Annotated in this window: 9 protein-coding genes and 5 pseudogenes; 11 read left to right on the forward strand and 3 right to left on the reverse strand. The window is 39.6% G+C overall.

The window, feature by feature from the left end:
* Positions 1-217 precede the first annotated feature (217 nt).
* Entirely contained in the window at positions 218-3,361 is a 3,144-nt protein-coding gene (locus F6K22_RS10965) for an efflux RND transporter permease subunit (protein WP_293097036.1), read from the forward strand.
* 343 nt (positions 3,362-3,704) lie between these two features.
* Here the strand turns inward: F6K22_RS10965 and F6K22_RS10970 are convergent, their stop codons facing one another.
* The gene (locus F6K22_RS10970; RefSeq protein ID WP_293097039.1) at positions 3,705-4,085 is read right to left on the reverse strand and encodes an ISAs1 family transposase; all 381 of its coding nucleotides are present in this window, start codon (positions 4,083-4,085) and stop codon (positions 3,705-3,707) included.
* A gap of 312 nt (positions 4,086-4,397) precedes the next feature.
* Between F6K22_RS10970 and F6K22_RS10975 the strand changes: the two genes are divergently transcribed.
* The 4 genes and pseudogenes from F6K22_RS10975 to F6K22_RS10985 all read left to right on the forward strand — a co-directional run.
* Positions 4,398-4,682, forward strand: coding sequence for a hypothetical protein (locus tag F6K22_RS10975; RefSeq protein ID WP_293097042.1), 285 nt, complete (start codon positions 4,398-4,400; stop codon positions 4,680-4,682).
* 57 nt (positions 4,683-4,739) lie between these two features.
* A pseudogene (locus tag F6K22_RS41920) lies at positions 4,740-4,862 on the forward strand (PAS domain-containing protein); the annotation flags it as partial.
* A gap of 117 nt (positions 4,863-4,979) precedes the next feature.
* Positions 4,980-5,420 (forward strand): sensor histidine kinase, encoded by a 441-nt coding sequence (locus tag F6K22_RS10980; RefSeq protein ID WP_293097066.1) that lies wholly within the window; start codon positions 4,980-4,982, stop codon positions 5,418-5,420.
* Between the two features lie 414 nt (positions 5,421-5,834).
* Positions 5,835-6,431: pseudogene (locus F6K22_RS10985) on the forward strand (homocysteine S-methyltransferase family protein); the annotation flags it as partial.
* A gap of 55 nt (positions 6,432-6,486) precedes the next feature.
* On the opposite strand, the pseudogene F6K22_RS10990 reads toward F6K22_RS10985, so the two are convergent.
* A pseudogene (locus F6K22_RS10990) lies at positions 6,487-6,960 on the reverse strand (RNA-guided endonuclease InsQ/TnpB family protein); the annotation flags it as partial.
* On the opposite strand from F6K22_RS10990, the pseudogene F6K22_RS10995 reads away from it, so the two are divergent.
* The 5 genes and pseudogenes from F6K22_RS10995 to F6K22_RS43065 all read left to right on the forward strand — a co-directional run.
* A pseudogene (locus F6K22_RS10995) lies at positions 6,943-7,281 on the forward strand (dihydropteroate synthase); the annotation flags it as partial. The pseudogenes F6K22_RS10990 and F6K22_RS10995 sit on opposite strands and share 18 nt — an antisense overlap.
* Before the next feature lie 336 nt (positions 7,282-7,617).
* The gene (locus F6K22_RS11000; RefSeq protein WP_293097045.1) at positions 7,618-8,202 is read left to right on the forward strand and encodes an RNA-guided endonuclease InsQ/TnpB family protein; all 585 of its coding nucleotides are present in this window, start codon (positions 7,618-7,620) and stop codon (positions 8,200-8,202) included.
* A gap of 19 nt (positions 8,203-8,221) precedes the next feature.
* Positions 8,222-8,524: an RNA-guided endonuclease InsQ/TnpB family protein gene (locus tag F6K22_RS11005; protein WP_293097048.1), complete on the forward strand. Its 303-nt coding sequence runs from the start codon at positions 8,222-8,224 to the stop codon at positions 8,522-8,524.
* A gap of 121 nt (positions 8,525-8,645) precedes the next feature.
* Positions 8,646-8,918: an alpha-hydroxy-acid oxidizing protein gene (locus tag F6K22_RS11010; RefSeq protein ID WP_293097051.1), complete on the forward strand. Its 273-nt coding sequence runs from the start codon at positions 8,646-8,648 to the stop codon at positions 8,916-8,918.
* A gap of 274 nt (positions 8,919-9,192) precedes the next feature.
* Positions 9,193-10,241 (forward strand): annotated as a pseudogene (locus F6K22_RS43065) (RNA-guided endonuclease InsQ/TnpB family protein).
* Between the two features lie 178 nt (positions 10,242-10,419).
* Here the strand turns inward: F6K22_RS43065 and F6K22_RS11030 are convergent.
* Positions 10,420-11,304 (reverse strand): hypothetical protein, encoded by an 885-nt coding sequence (locus tag F6K22_RS11030; RefSeq protein WP_293097060.1) that lies wholly within the window; start codon positions 11,302-11,304, stop codon positions 10,420-10,422.
* A gap of 914 nt (positions 11,305-12,218) precedes the next feature.
* Between F6K22_RS11030 and F6K22_RS11035 the strand changes: the two genes are divergently transcribed.
* The coding region (locus tag F6K22_RS11035) for a two-partner secretion domain-containing protein (RefSeq protein ID WP_293097063.1) at positions 12,219-15,456 on the forward strand (3,238 nt) is incomplete at its 3' end.

Consider the following 15,456-nt stretch of genomic DNA (forward strand, 5'->3'; position numbering starts at 1 on the left):
GCCTATTAATTCATAATTTGTGTAAGTTCTGCTTAATTACAAAATCCAAATATAGCCTCGAAGCAATCGTTAGGATATTTATAGCACTATAATCGGTGTGTTACGCTAGCGCTAACACACCCTACTAATGGCGTTTATGCGTAAATCCTGTAAATATTGAAACCCTTTGATAGTTCCCTGTTCCCTATTCCCTATTCCCTAGCGCTATAATATTAAAATGTTTAACTCAATTCTTAATCAAACCCTCAAAACCTCAATCGCCCAAAGGTGGATTATTGTTATCGCTGCTATTTTAATAACAGTGTGGGGAATTTTCACCGTTACTCAGATGCCACTAGATGTATTTCCCGAATTTGCTCCTCCCCAAGTTGATATTCAGACTGAAGCCACTGGATTAGCTCCAGAGGAAGTGGAATCCCAAATCACTGTACCAATTGAAAGTGCCGTGAATGGCTTACCTGGAGTCACAACAGTACGCTCTTCCTCCAAGGTGGGGTTGTCGATGGTGCAGGTGGTATTTGACCAGGATGCTGATATTTATAAAGCCAGACAATCAGTTACAGAAAGACTGCAACAGGTGACAAATCAACTTCCAGAAAGCGCTCATCCACCAGAAATTTCTCCCTTAGTTTCTCCCCTGGGGACAATTTTGCAGTACGCTTTTACTGTCAATACTCAGGGGCAAACCTCCCTGATGGATTTGCGTCGCCTAGTAGAAGTAACTCTCAGCAATCAGATTCTCTCTGTTCCTGGAGTTTCTCAAGTCACAGTTTATGGAGGAGACGAACGGCAAGAACAAGTGTTAGTCGATCCGGAAAAGTTGCGCTTACTCAATGTTTCCCTCACCGAGGTAACTGATGCAGCTAGAAATGCTAGTTCCAATGCTCCCGGAGGATTCCTGATTGGTGGCGGGCAAGAATTATTAGTGCGTGGCATTGGGCAAATGCAATCCATTGAAGATTTACAGCAGTCCGTTGTCAAAGTGGAAAATGGCATCCCGATTTTACTACAAGATGTGGCAGAGGTGAAAACGGGTACGGCACTCAAACGTGGTGATGCTAGCTTTAATGGTAAACCAGCGGTGGTAATGATGATTAATAAACAGCCAGATGTGGATACCCCGACGGTAACGAAAGCGGTTGAAGTTGTAATGGCATCCTTGCAACCGACATTTCCGGCAGATGTGCAAATCGCCAGAACGTTTCGCCAGTCTAATTTCATTGACTCTGCTATTCGCAATGTTAGTGGTTCCCTGGTTCAAGGCATCATTATTGTTTCGATAATTATGCTCATATTTTTGATGAACTGGCGGACGGCAGCAATTAGTCTGAGCGCGATTCCCATGTCTTTGTTGATTGGGTTATTATTTATGAAAGCTTTCGGTTTGGGAATTAACACTATGACTTTAGGAGGATTAGTGGTTGCTATTGGTTCCGTAGTTGATGATGCAATTGTGGATCTGGAAAACTGCTATCGCGGACTCCGCAGCAATCAGGCAGAGGACAACCCAAAACACCCGTTTCAAGTCGTGTATGATACCTCGGTGCAAGTGCGTTTAGCCGTAATTTTCTCTACAGTAATTATCATTGTCGTTTTTGCGCCGATTTTTAGTTTGACGGGAGTAGAAGGACGTATTTTTGCACCGATGGGTTGGGCTTATTTGCTATCAATTACTGCTTCTACCCTGGTTGCTATGACTCTTTCCCCCGCTCTGTGTGCGATTCTTTTGGCAAATCAAACTCTACCCCAAGAAAACACATTTATTTCCCGTTTGGCAGAACGCCTTTATCGTCCAATGCTCAACCTCTCGCTGCGAGTACCCGAAATAATTCTAGCATTGGCACTGGCAACTTTGGTGGCTGCTGTTGCCATCGTTCCTTCGTTGGGGCGGGTGTTTCTACCAGAATTTCAGGAAAAATCAATGGTAAATTCAATGGTTTTGTTTCCAGGTGTTTCTCTGGATATGACTAATAGAGCTGGAATAACTCTTTATAAATCTCTGCAAAACAATCCCCTCTATGAATGGGTGCAGGTAAGAGCTGGACGCGCTCCAGGAGATGCCGATGGAGCAGGTGTTAGTATGGCTCATGTGGATGTGGAACTGAGTGATGAGGCACTAAAAGATAGAGAAGGAAGCGTTAAACAACTGCGGGAGACATTCCTCAAATTGCCCGGTGTTGCGCCGAATATTGGTGGGTTTATTTCTCACCGCATGGATGAAGTGTTGTCTGGAGTCAGAAGCGCCATCGCTGTCAAAATCTTTGGCTCGGATTTAATAGAATTGCGAAAAGTGGGAGAACAGGTGCGCGATGCTATTAAACCTATTCCTGGAGTTGTAGACTTGCAGCTTGAACCCCAGTTACCCATCCGTCAAGTACAAATTAATTATGACCGAAAAGAAGCAGCCTACTATGGTTTAACTATGGAGGCAATTTCAGATGTGGTAGAAACAGCACTTAATGGTCAGATTGTAGCACAAGTACCGGAAAATCAACAACTTATCGACATTACCGTTGGGTTACAGGAATCAGCTCGTAATAATTTAGATGCTATTGGCACTATTCCTATTTCTACCCCCACTGGACAAATAATTCCCCTCAGTGAAGTAGCCAAAATAGAGTATGGTATGGGAGCTAATGTGGTTAACCGGGAGGATGTTTCTCGCTTAATTGTTGTTTCTGCTAACGTTGCCGAGCGTGACTTAGGTAGTGTAGTAGAAGATATTCAAGAGACTATTCGCCAAAACGTGCAATTGCCTAATGGCTACTTCATCCAATATGGGGGGCAGTTTGAAGCAGAGCAAAATGCTACTAATAATCTTTTGCTGTACAGTATCCTAGCAGCGATCGTTATTACTATCTTGATGTTCTTTTCAGTAAAATCTCTTCCTGCTACAATCGCTATTATGCTCAATCTCCCCTTGGCGTTAGTAGGAGGCATTGTTTCGATTGCTCTGACGAGTGGCGTGATTTCAATTGCTTCTTTGATTGGATTTATTACTCTGTTTGGAGTTGCCGTCCGCAATGGTTTATTGTTGGTAGATAACTACAACAACAAGTTTGCTCAAGGAATGCACATTAAGGATGTAATTGTCAAAGGTTCTCTAGACCGAGTGAATGCCATATTAATGACTGCCCTCACCTCAGCATTAGGGATGTTGCCACTGGCGATCGCCAGTGGTGCTGGAAATGAAATTATACAACCATTGGCAATTGTAGTTTTGGGTGGTTTGTTTACCTCTACTGCCTTAACTTTGTTGGTGATTCCTGCACTCTATACTAGGTTTGGTAAGTGGTTGATGCCGAAAAAAGATATTGCTGTTAAGACAAGTTTTCACGACTGCTTGACCAGTTTATATTAATGGTATTACTGTCTGGCTATAATTTTTATCATTGCTCAATACCTGAGATGGGAGGATTTGTGGTTAATATCGCTATCTGCAATCACTTGAATTTCCGCAATTACAGACAAATATCAATTGGCTTTTTATTGCAGATATTACAGCCTGCAATCACTTTATTTTTTTGAGGATCATAAAATATTATTCTTTGAGTTTTACGATCAATAATACTATCTGCAATCATGCTTAAATAATCGAAGTAAAACAAATAATAATCCTGTCACTTTACAGTATTATCAAATCATATTGTTGAATATTTTTACTTATTTGTAATCAGAATTTATTGCGAGATGAATAAAAATTTTCAGAGGTAATTATTGTTCCATCCGGCTCTTTTTCGTTTATTTTTTATTCCGGTTTTTACAGTTTTATCTTGATTTAATAAATTTAAGGCTATTTGCCTAATTACTGCCAAATTTTCTGGAGCATTATCCTTTATGATTCTAGAATTATTTTCCTTAAATTGAACATTTAATACCCAATTTAATTGATTTTCAATCCCCCAATGACCACGAATAGCTTCAGCTAAAAGTTCGGCATTATTCGATAAACTACTAATGTAATATCTTCGTTCACAAGTAATTTTCCCATTTTTTTCAGAGCGAAAGTAATCGACAAAGCCAATTGATTGAATATTTTTCCATTCCCCAAAAGGGTCTACTTCTTCTGCAATATTACTCGCCATATAATAGTATCAATCTTCCCTACGACCATGAGTTAAATCAGATTTGCAATAATCACTTTGTGTGCTTTATTCTGCTTGATTTTTAGATGATTTATTCAGGGATTTTTTCACTATGCATATAAAAATAACCTTGATTTTTTTTCAAAGTGATTACATAGTCAGCTTGTTGTTCTGTAAAATGATAACTGAAATGACCCCAAAAAGGAGAAATTTTGGCTCCATATTCAGGAAGCCTTAGCGACAGGTAAACTGCAAGTCTACGAGCATCAAATTATACTCAATGGTCAAATCCGGTATGAACAGGTACGGATTATGGTTTTGGAGAAAGACGAAGTATTAGTCATGGTGCATGATATTACTCCTCGAAAGCAAGCAGAAAAAGCCCTAGAAAAAGCTAATCAAGAATTAGAGAAAGAAGTAGCACGACGGACAGTTTCTCTACTAGAAAGCCAAAGAACTTTGACTACTTTGATGAGTAATCTACCTGGTATGGCGTATCGTTGTCTGAATGACTCCCATTGGACTATGATTTTTGTCAGTCAAGGATGCTATAGTTTGACTGGTTATTTACCTCAAGATTTAACAAATACCTCTTAATATGCTCAATTAATTCATCCCGAAGAGCGAGACAGACTTTGACAACAGGTACAAAAGGCGATCGCCGAAAAAAGACCATTTCGAGTAACTTATCGCCTACTCTCTCAAGAAGGGACAGAAAAATGGGTTTGGGAACAAGGACGAGGGATTTTTAATCAGAATGGAAAGGTTCAATTTATTGAGGGTTTTATTGCTGATATTACTGATTGGATTCAATCTAAGAAAGACTTAGAGAAAAGCAACCAAGAATTACGGGAAATTCTAGAGCAGCTAAAAATCACTCAAGTCAAACTCCAAATAGCAAAAGAAAATGCAGAAACGGCTAACAAAGCGAAAAGCGAATTTCTGGCTAACATGAGCCATGAACTACGCACTCCACTCAATAGTGTGATTGGTTTTGCTCAAATTCGGGAGCAGGTGATTTGGCAGAAGATGAAGGAATATTTGGGAGTGGAGTTGATTTATCAAGAATCAGTTGAGGGTAATGGTCATAAACTGGAAAGGACGATTTGTTGTCAAGAGCAAAAGCAAGTTAATTCAGAAGATTTATCAGTCATCTTAAAGGATATGCCATCTGAGTGGTTAGCTGAACTGCACCGAGCCTCAAGTCAACTCCGGGGTAAAAAAGTGATGCAGTTAATTAAAGATATTCCGCCAGAAAAGGCAGTGCTGGCTACCAAATTGCAACAATTTGCAGATAACTATCAATTCGATCAGATTGTTCAATTACTAAGTTAAATATTTAGGTAGTCCTAAAAAGGAAAGGTTTGTTAGCCTTATTTAGTTGAAAAATAAGTCAAGTAAATTGGAAGGTGTGGGTGAGCGTTTTGCTGGCGCATAACTTCGTTAACGGCTGTCGCCGACATGAAAAGCGGAGCAAGTGCGGCAGCTATATCGCTCACTCCTTATAAGAAGAATTATTATTATCAAAAAAACATTCCATTTTTTAAAGGGGCCATATCTTTTAAATCTTTACCCCACAATGATTTTGAGCTACTTGTCACCCCGTAAGTCCTGTTTGTGTTATATTCTCAAAGAGAATGATTATTATTCTCAAAGTTATCCTCCTCAGCCTTCCAAACAGACTTGCTTTGGGGTTAAAAATAAAAAGGTTGCAGGAGAAGTCCGAGACCAACCATAACCATTACACCTATGCTAAGTATTGAAAATCCGAAACCTCAGTTAAAGACTTCATTTCTCCAACGGCTCCAGAGTCCAGATCGCTCAGTGATAATCTTTGATGGCGCAATGGGAACTAACATCCAATCCCAAAACTTGACCGCCGAGGATTTTGGTGGAGCGGAATATGAAGGTTGTAATGAATATTTAGTCATCACCAAGCCAGAAGCAGTGGCGAAGGTCCATCGTGATTTTCTTGCAGCGGGGGCAGATGTTGTCGAGACTGATAGTTTTGGATCTAGCCCCTTAGTTCTCGCAGAGTACGATCTAGCCGATCGCGCCTACGAGCTAAGTAGAAAGGCGGCAGAGTTGGCTCGCAGTTGTGCGGATGAGTTGACGACTCCCGAAAAACCAAGATTTGTCGCAGGTTCCATCGGTCCAGGAACTAAGCTACCCACCCTCGGTCATATTACTTATGATGAATTGAGATCGAGCTTCATGGTGCAAGCAGAAGCTCTCTATGACGGGGGAGCCGATCTTTTCATCGTGGAAACCTGTCAAGATGTTCTGCAAATTAAGGCGGCATTGAGTGCCTTTGAGGCGGTGTTTGCCAAAAAAGGTTCGCGACTCCGTTCTACTAAACTTACCCAAACTTACCCATACAATTCTTGCATGAGCTTTGGAGCTAGCTTCCTGTTTCCCAGAAGACCACTGACCGCAGTCTGCAACTTATCTTCGAGAGCAGGCTTGAAATCGGTGGGAACTCCACATACTGACGTGCATAATTTTCTAAGTTCACAGCAGCGTTAAAATCTCGGTCTGCCTTGAACCCACAGTTCTCACACTCGTATAGTCTAACATTTAACGGCATTTTCTGTTGATGCCCGAGCGCGAGAACATATTTGAGAACTTGGATAAAATCTATCTGCTATTATTAGCTCACTGCCATACCATCCACACTTGTATGTAAGTTGACGTTTCAACTCATAAAAACCGCAATCTGCTATGGCACTTGCCAGCTTGTGATTTTTCAACATTCCACTGACATTGTCATACTTCTATCACTATGGTGCTGTGCTTTAAAGCTCGCCCATGTTGTGAGTTTATGAAGTGTGTCAGCTCTGATATCAGCTACTTTAAGCTTTTGAATGAAGATGATTGGGATGGGTTATTGGCGATCGCTAAATCCCAGGTCAAAGAAGGGGCGCATATGCTGGACGTAAACGTGGATTACGTCGGGCGTGATGGAGAACGGGATATGCGAGAATTGGTATCGCGACTGGTGACTAATACGACCCTCCCACTGATGCTTGACTCCACCGAATGGACAAAAATGGAAGCGGGTCTCAAGGTCGCTGGGGGCAAATGTTGGCTCAATTCCACCAACTATGAAGATGGAGAAGAGCGATTTTTTAAAGTGTTGCAATTGGCAAAAGAATATGGTGCAGGAGTTGTCATCGGCTGTATCGATGAAGAAGGCTATCAACAGTATTAAGATAATTGGATGAAGTATAACATAAATAGACAAATGCTCTGTGATATACTAAATTAATGTCAAACAAAATTAAACTATTCAAAAAGGTTGCCTATCAATTGAAATGCAATCAATCAAGACTAAATTAAAAGTTAATAATAAGCAAAAAACACTACTTGCTAAACACGCAGGTGTAGCCCCTGACTGCTTATAATTGGGGATTAGCTACTTGTATTACTGAGTACGAAGCTACCAAAAAACGCCCTAGTGCTATCACTTTGCATAAGCGTTTAATTGCAGAAGTAAAATCCCAAAATCCGTGGTATTATGAGGTGTCTAAATGTGCACCAAGGGCAAGCATTAAGAGATTTAGAAAGGGCATTCAAAAACTTTTTTACTGTCCCCGGACGTGGGTTTCCCAAATTTAAGAAAAAAGGTAAAAAAGATAGTTTATACTTAGAAGGAAGTATTAAAATCCTGAAAGGAAACTATATCAAACTACCAAGAATAGGAATAGTAAAAACTTACTGTATCTTACCATCTGTGCCAGTCAAAAATGTGAGAATATCCAAGCGAGCAGGTGACTGGTACATTAGTTTTAAGTATGATGAATGTCAGCCCAGACCTCTGACTAAAAAACGGGCTATTATTGGTGTAGATGTAGGTATAAATGCCCTAGCAACTTGTAGCGATGGAACGACCTACCCTAACGTCAAAGCCTACAAACAAGCAAAAAAACGACTAACTCGTTATCAACGGCGTGTCCAGAAAAAAGAGCCTGGTAGCAAAAACAGAGCCAAAGCAGTAAAAAAACTAGCCAAGACTCACAAAAAAATAGCTGATATAAGAGCAGATGCACTACATGAACTCACAACATGGGCGAGCTTTAAACCACAGCACCATAGTGATAGAAGTATGACAATGTAAGTGGAATGCTCAAAAAGCGGTGCGACCCCGCGACGACGACAGCTCGCTTGCGGAACGCGCACCAAGAGATCATAAACTAGCAAGTGCTATAGCAGACTGTGGGTTTTATGAGTTTAAGCGTCAGCTAACATACAAGTGTGAATGGTATGGCAGTGAGCTAATAATAGCAGATAGATTTTATCCAAGTTCTCAGATATGTTCTGACTGCGGACATCAACAGAAAATGCCGTTGAATGTCAGACAATATGAATGTGAGAAGTGCGGTTTCAAGGCAGACCGAGATTTTAATGCTGCTGTGAACTTAGAAAATTATGCACGTTAGTAGGTGGAGTTCTCACCGATTTTAAGCCTGCTCTCGAAGATAAGTTACAGACTGCGGTCAGTGGTCTTCTGGGAGACAGGAAGCTAGCTCCAAAGCTCATGCAATTCTTGCATGGGTAAGTTTGGGTAAGTTTAGTAGAACGGATAAAATTGATGTCATTTGCGAAGGTGGTATCCAGCGCGGTACCCATATGCTCAAGGCGCTATCTGTTGGAGCGAAAGCATGTTCAGGTGGGCGATTCTATCTTTTTGCATTGGCCGCTGCTGGGAGAGCAGGAGTTGAGCGTGTTTTAGGTAATATGCGCACTGAGATTGAGCGTGATATGAAATTTATGGGAGTGACCAAGCTCGATCAATTGAGTAGAGATAATCTACGCTTTCATCCCTCACGATGAAGCTGCGTAGGGTGGGCAAGGTCTAATGAAAGAATTGAGAATTTTCCGACCTAGGCTTGCCCACCCTACAAATCTACCGAGAAAGAGCTGTATTCCCAACAAATTTCTCATAGCTTGCACCTAAGTACAGGACAAAAAACGGAGGGAGCATTGACTTAATCAAAAAGTAACGATATAATACATCACAAAGCACACTATTAGACAGACTGTGTTCACACATACATGAAATCCATGACTAACCAAACTGAAACTGAATAACAAACAGAAAACCCTGATGGCTCTACACGCAGGCTACTCACGTTGGTGTTATAACTGGGGTTTAAGTTTATGGAATGCTCTTTATAAAGATGGTTACAAGCCAAATATTCGTAAGCTAAGAGAAGTTTTTACTAACCACACAAAGCCTTTATATCCTTGGATGAAAAACTTGTCATCTAAGGTTTATCAATATGCTTTCATTAACTTAGGTGAAGCCTTTAAAAGATTTTTTAAAGGGTTAGGAAAATATCCAAAGTTTAAGAAGAAAGGTAAATCGGATTCTTTCACCATTGATAACTGTGGAAAACTAATAGAACTAAATGGATGGAATCATAAATTACCTTTTATTGGTATTGTCAAAACCTGTGAACCGATTGAGGCGAAAACTAAAAAAAATCACTATTAGTAGACTTGCAGGTGATTGGTATCTCAGTTGTAGGGGCATCTATGCGAATCGCCCCTACAATGAATTTCATGGCATAACCACACCCAAAAAAACTGATGTTATCGGTGTAGATTTAGGTGTGAAAACCTTAGCTACATTAAGTGATGGAAAAGTATTTGCGCATTGTGAGATCGTATCAGAAATTTGAAGCTAAGTTGTCAAGAGAGCAATACCTAAATCGTCATAAAGATGTGGGTTCTGCTAACGGTCGGGCAGCACAACGGAAGATAGCTAGGTTGCATAGAAAAGTAGCAAACATCCGTCAAGACGCACTTCATAAACTGACAACAATAAGCGCCAAGAACCACGGCAGTATAGTCATAGAAGTATGACAATGTCAGAGGAATGCTCTCTAACCATAAGCTAGCCAAATCAGTTAGCAGATAGTGATTTTATGAATTTCGCAGACAGCTTAAATACAAGTGCCAATGGTACGGAAGTGAATTAGTAGTAGTAGATAGATTCTTTCCATCATCAAAGACTTGCTCAAACTGCGGTCATGTTCAAGATATGCCCTTGCATATGAGAACTTATGACTGCAAGAAGTGTGGGTTATCAATCTTCGCCAAGATTTAAACGCCAGTATAAATTTGAGAAATGCGGTCGGGCAAGACCCGTGAATGCCTGTGGATGAGCAACCGCCGACGGCCTTAGGGACGTTGCATGCAACGTCCGTACAGCAGGAAGTAAACAGTAAAATGTCATATGATGACGTTTTATATCGGTTTTATGAAGCAGGAAAGCAGATGAATCTAACAGCTAAATTCATCTGCTATAAACAAGTTGAGGAAATGTTATTTATCGGCGTCGTCTACCACCAAAACCACTGGTCCGACGTGAAGGTGATGAAAACCCACCACTACCAAAACTACGACGTTGTTGGCGAGGTTTTGCTGTACCTGAGCGCTTCAAGTCACTGGCACCAGCACCACTTCCTGTAGAACGATTTATATTTTGCTGTTGTTTACGAGTTGTGTTACTCCTAGTAGAATTAGTTACACCAGTAGAACGTAATGTTTGACGATTTTTCACTGCTGCTGGTGGAGCTTGATAACGTTCTTGATATCGGTTAACAGCTTGGGTGTAGCTGCTGCCATATCCACCATACCCAGTCATTACTCCACCTGGTTGATAAACTGGTGGTACATAATATTGAGGGCGAAACAACATACTACTAATTGCTCCGCCAACTACTTGACCTGCTACTGCTCCTGCAAAAGGTGCCCAGAAGTTAGACTCCCGACGCACAATAACTGTTTCTTGTCTACCTGTTTGGGGGTTAGTTTGGGTTTCGGTTACGTTGTGTACATATTCAATTTTAAAGTCTGGTTTAATATGCAAACTAGCTTGGTTACCATTAATGTTAGCATAGTTAGTTTTGCCTTCCTGAATTTCTTCCTCAGTTAAACTTGCCATTTGCAAATCTGTAGTGGTATAAATTGGCGGTTTACCTGAAGGAGTATTCAGTAACATTAAGGAATATTCGCCGTTGCCGTCGTTATAGGTTGCTTGTTGTACAGGATATTCTCCTTCAGTTACTTGGTTAGGGTTTCGGTTAGATGAGATATTGGCATTTGAGTTTTGATTTGAGTTTTGATTTGAGGTGGTGTTGGAACTGCCACAGGCGACTGTTGTCCAACACAATGTTAAACACATAAACAAAACGGTTAATTTACGCAGCATATTATGATAACTCCTAAAATAATTTTGAGTGAGTTCTACTTATTATTCTACCTTGATTTGGCTTTTGAAGAGATAATATAGTGCTACGCGCAAGTTAAAAGTCAAAAGTCAAAAGTTAAAAGTAATCTATGACTGAGTTTGAGAATTTATAAATGTCCTAATCTATTTGCGCAGTGCTATACAAAATCCAGTTTTAGATAGGAGTTTTATTAAGTATTAAGGGAGAGCGGGGGTTGAGAATAGAAAAATTTGTAATAGTTTTTTGATCCTACTCTTATATCATGTTCAGATAATTAGCCATCAAAAAACTTTCTCCTCCTTATACATTCAAACTCTTTTTTCTTCGCTCCTGACTCCTGACTCCTCCATCGTTATTTATAACTATTCAACCGAACATGATATTATAGCAACTACAAGCCTTTCTGAGAGAGACTTAGCTTTAGCAGAATTGATAAAAAATGGTATAAAATACCTCAAATTGACAAAAATGTAGGACTTACGCACCTGCAACGTATTTTCGTCATTGCGACCGACTCTTAAGCAATCTCAAATCCTAGTTTTTCCTACTTCATCCGTAATATCATGTCCGAATGATTAGTGATAAAAAAGTATATGGTTTGTAGTAGAGCTTTAGCCCTCACTATAGATAGGGCTAAAGCTCTACTACGAACTTTAATTATAACTATTACACAAAGCCCGTGAAAATTAAAAATCAAATCAATTATCATCCAGAAATTATCTATTCTTTCTTCCTGTTAAGTGTTAAGTGTTAAGTGTTCCCTCTTTTCCACCAGATGTCTATTTAACCGGACATGATATAAGTTCTGAAATAGTTTGATTGCTACAACATTGCATAACTGTTAAATTAGCTGAAATATAATAGTTGGAAAATCCCATGTCTATTTCCATAAACTATGAAAATGGTTCGCTTTGGCCATCCCTTATCTCTATTAATGCCTTTACTCGCAGCTTTGGCAACAACTCCTGCTAAAGCACAACCCATAACCCCCGCTAATGATGGTACAGGAACAACTGTCAATCAAAACGGCAACCAATTTAATATCCAAGGTGGTACTCGTAGTGGAGGGAATTTATTCCATGGCTTTGACCAATTTAATGTTAATTCCGGCCAAACTGCTAACTTCCTCACTACCCCAGATACTAACAATATTCTCGGTAGAGTTACAGGTGGAAATGCTTCTTATGTTAACGGTCTCATCCAAGTTATTGGTGGTAACTCTAACCTCTACTTGATGAACCCTGCAGGTATAATGTTCGGTCCTAATGCTAGCCTCAACATACCCGCTTCATTCAGCGTTACGACTGCCACAGGTATTGGTTTTGACAACAATAATTTCTGGTTTAAAGCGATCGGCACAAACGACTACTCAAAATTAGTTGGAAACCCTAGTGGATATAGATTTAATGTATCTAACCCAGGCGCTTTAGTTAATGAAGGAAATTTAAGTTTAAACCCTGGAGAAAATCTAACTTTGTTGGGGGGGACTGTGATTAATACAGGGGAACTCTCTACAGCAGGGGGTAATATTACTATTGCAGCAGTAGAAGGTGGTAGTACCCTGAGAATATCACAACCAGGACATTTATTAAGTTTAGATGTAGGGACGTTGCATGTAAGGTCCCTACAAGATGGGGAAGATACTAATATTACCCCTTTATCTTTACCAGAACTTTTAACAGGAGGGAATATAACTCACGCCTCATCTGTTAGCGTTAATGCTGATGGTGATGTGGTATTGACAGACTCAAATACCTTGGTTGCTGATACTCCAGGAGATGTCATTGCTTCAGGAAATGTAGATGTATCAAGTTCTGGAAATGTAGGAGGAGAAGTTAATATCTTCGGCGATCGCCTAGCTCTTATTAACACAAATATTAACGCTGATGGTTTTAACGGAGGTGGTACTGTATTAATAGGAGGCGACTTTCAAGGTAATGGAATTGTTCCTAATTCTCAACATACTTTTATTAATCAAAATTCAATTATTTCTGCCGATGCTATTACAAATGGAGATGGAGGAATAGTAATAGTTTTGTCGGATGGAATTACTAATTTTTGGGGAAATATTAGTGCTAATGGGGGAGAATTTTCTGGTAATGGAGGGTTTGTTGAAGTCTCAGGAAAACAACAATTAATATTTAATGGAAGTGTGGATGTTAGTGCAGAATTTGGAAATACAGGAACAATTTTATTAGACCCAGAAAATCTGACTGTGGGAGACTCAGAAAATACATTAGGGAACGAAGAAGGAAATAATTCTGAGATTGAGTCTACAGAAAATACTGAAAATTCAGAAACCGAAACAGCAGAGAATAATTCCGAAGTTAAACCTAACGAAAATTCTGATTCAGATACAACAGAAAATAGCGATAATTCAGGAATAGAAACAGCAGAAAATAATTCGGAAGTTGAACCTGACGAAAATACGGATAATTCAGAAATCGCAGATTCTAGAAATACAGAAAATACAGAAATTGCCGATAATTCAGAAACAACAGAAACAGAAATACCAATAGACCCTTTTGCTCAAGATGAAAATGCTGACGTGACAATTTCTGCGGAAAATATAGAAGACTTATCAGGAGAAATAATTCTCCAAGCAGACAATGATATAACCATAAATGAAAAAATTGAAACAGACTCCAATGTAGAAATTAAAGCCGGACGAAGTATTAATATAAATGCCGATATTGACACATCAAGTGGCAATGGAAATATTACACTATTTGGAAATGATAATAACGCCAATATTGAAAATCGTAGCGAAGGTTTAGCATCCATAAATCAACAAGAAGGAACAACATTAAATGCCGGAAGTGGAACTATTGCGATTAGATTGGGAGGATTAGGAGAAATAGGAGACATAAATCTAGCTTCTTTAACCACAGAAGGACGAGTAATACTTAATGCTAATAGTGGTCAAATTACCCAAGTTTCAGCTAATAGTTTAATCGCAGCATACAAAGTAATTTTAAGAACTCGTGGAGCAGGAGGAATTGGATTATCTGATGCTCCACTGAGATTTGATGTGAATAATTTAGAAGCACTTACAGGAAAAGGTGGAATATTTATAGATGCAATTTCATCTCTAAGTGTGGGTGGAGTAAATGGGGAATTAACAGGGATTTCTACTGGGGGTAGGCGAGGTAAGGTGCAATTAAATGTGGATGGAGATATTGGTATTGAAGAAGGAATAGAAGCTGGAAATAATGTGAGATTAACTGCTAGTGAAAGTGTAAATATTAATGCAGATATTAATACAGAAAATGGGAATGGAAATATTTTTATTGAAGGGAATAATGGAGAAGAGAAAGGAAATATTATTCAAGGGGAAGGAACAAGTTTAGAAGCTGGCAGTGGCACGATTAGAATTGAGTTAGGAAATGTCGAGGAAATTGGGGATATTACTCTAGGAAATTTAACAACAACAGGTGGAGTTTTGGTTAATGCAAATGGGGGAAATATTCAGAGTGTTGATGATAATTCTTTGATAAGTGCGGGTAATATTGTGTTGGAAACTTCTGGGAGTGGAGGAATAGGTTTATCGGATATGCCGTTGCGGTTGGATGTGGAAAAATTAGAGGCAGTAGGGGGAAGTGGAGGCGTATTTTTTGATGTATTGGGTGATGTGAATGTGGCAGGAATATCAACAGTTGATGGAGGAGATATTGAAGTTTTGGCAGAGAATAAAATTACGGTGAATGGAGATATTTCGACAGCGGTAAGTGAGGGAGATGGAGGGGATATTACTATGGAAAGTAGTCATGGTGGAATTGATGCGAAAGAAGGTGGAATTAATGCTAGTTCTGAATTAGGAAATGGGGGTAATATTACTTTGATTGCAGAGAATAAAATTACGGTGAATGGAGATATTTCGACAGCGGTAAGTGAGGGAGATGGGGGGGATATTATTATGGAAAGTAGTCATGGTGGAATTGATGCGAAAGAAGGTGGAATTAATGCTAGTTCTGAATTAGGAAATGGGGGTAATATTACTTTGATTGCAGAGAATAAAATTACGGTGAATGGAGATATTTCGACTGCGGTAAGTGAGGGAGATGGAGGGGATATTACTATGGAAAGTAGTTCTGGTGGAATTGATGCGAAAGAAGGTGGAATTAATGCTAGTT

Origin of the sequence: Okeania sp. SIO2F4 (assembly GCF_010672385.1) — a bacterium.
GTDB lineage: Bacteria > Cyanobacteriota > Cyanobacteriia > Cyanobacteriales > Microcoleaceae > Trichodesmium.

Bases quoted from the DNA above. Each gene is read 5' to 3' on its own strand.
- F6K22_RS10970 (WP_293097039.1), bottom strand. From the start codon at position 4,085: ATGGCGAGTAATATTGCAGAAGAAGTAGACCCTTTTGGGGAATGGAAA.
- F6K22_RS10975 (WP_293097042.1), top strand. From the start codon at position 4,398: ATGGTTTTGGAGAAAGACGAAGTATTAGTCATGGTGCATGATATTACT.
- F6K22_RS10965 (WP_293097036.1), top strand. From the start codon at position 218: ATGTTTAACTCAATTCTTAATCAAACCCTCAAAACCTCAATCGCCCAA.
- F6K22_RS11030 (WP_293097060.1), bottom strand. From the start codon at position 11,304: ATGCTGCGTAAATTAACCGTTTTGTTTATGTGTTTAACATTGTGTTGG.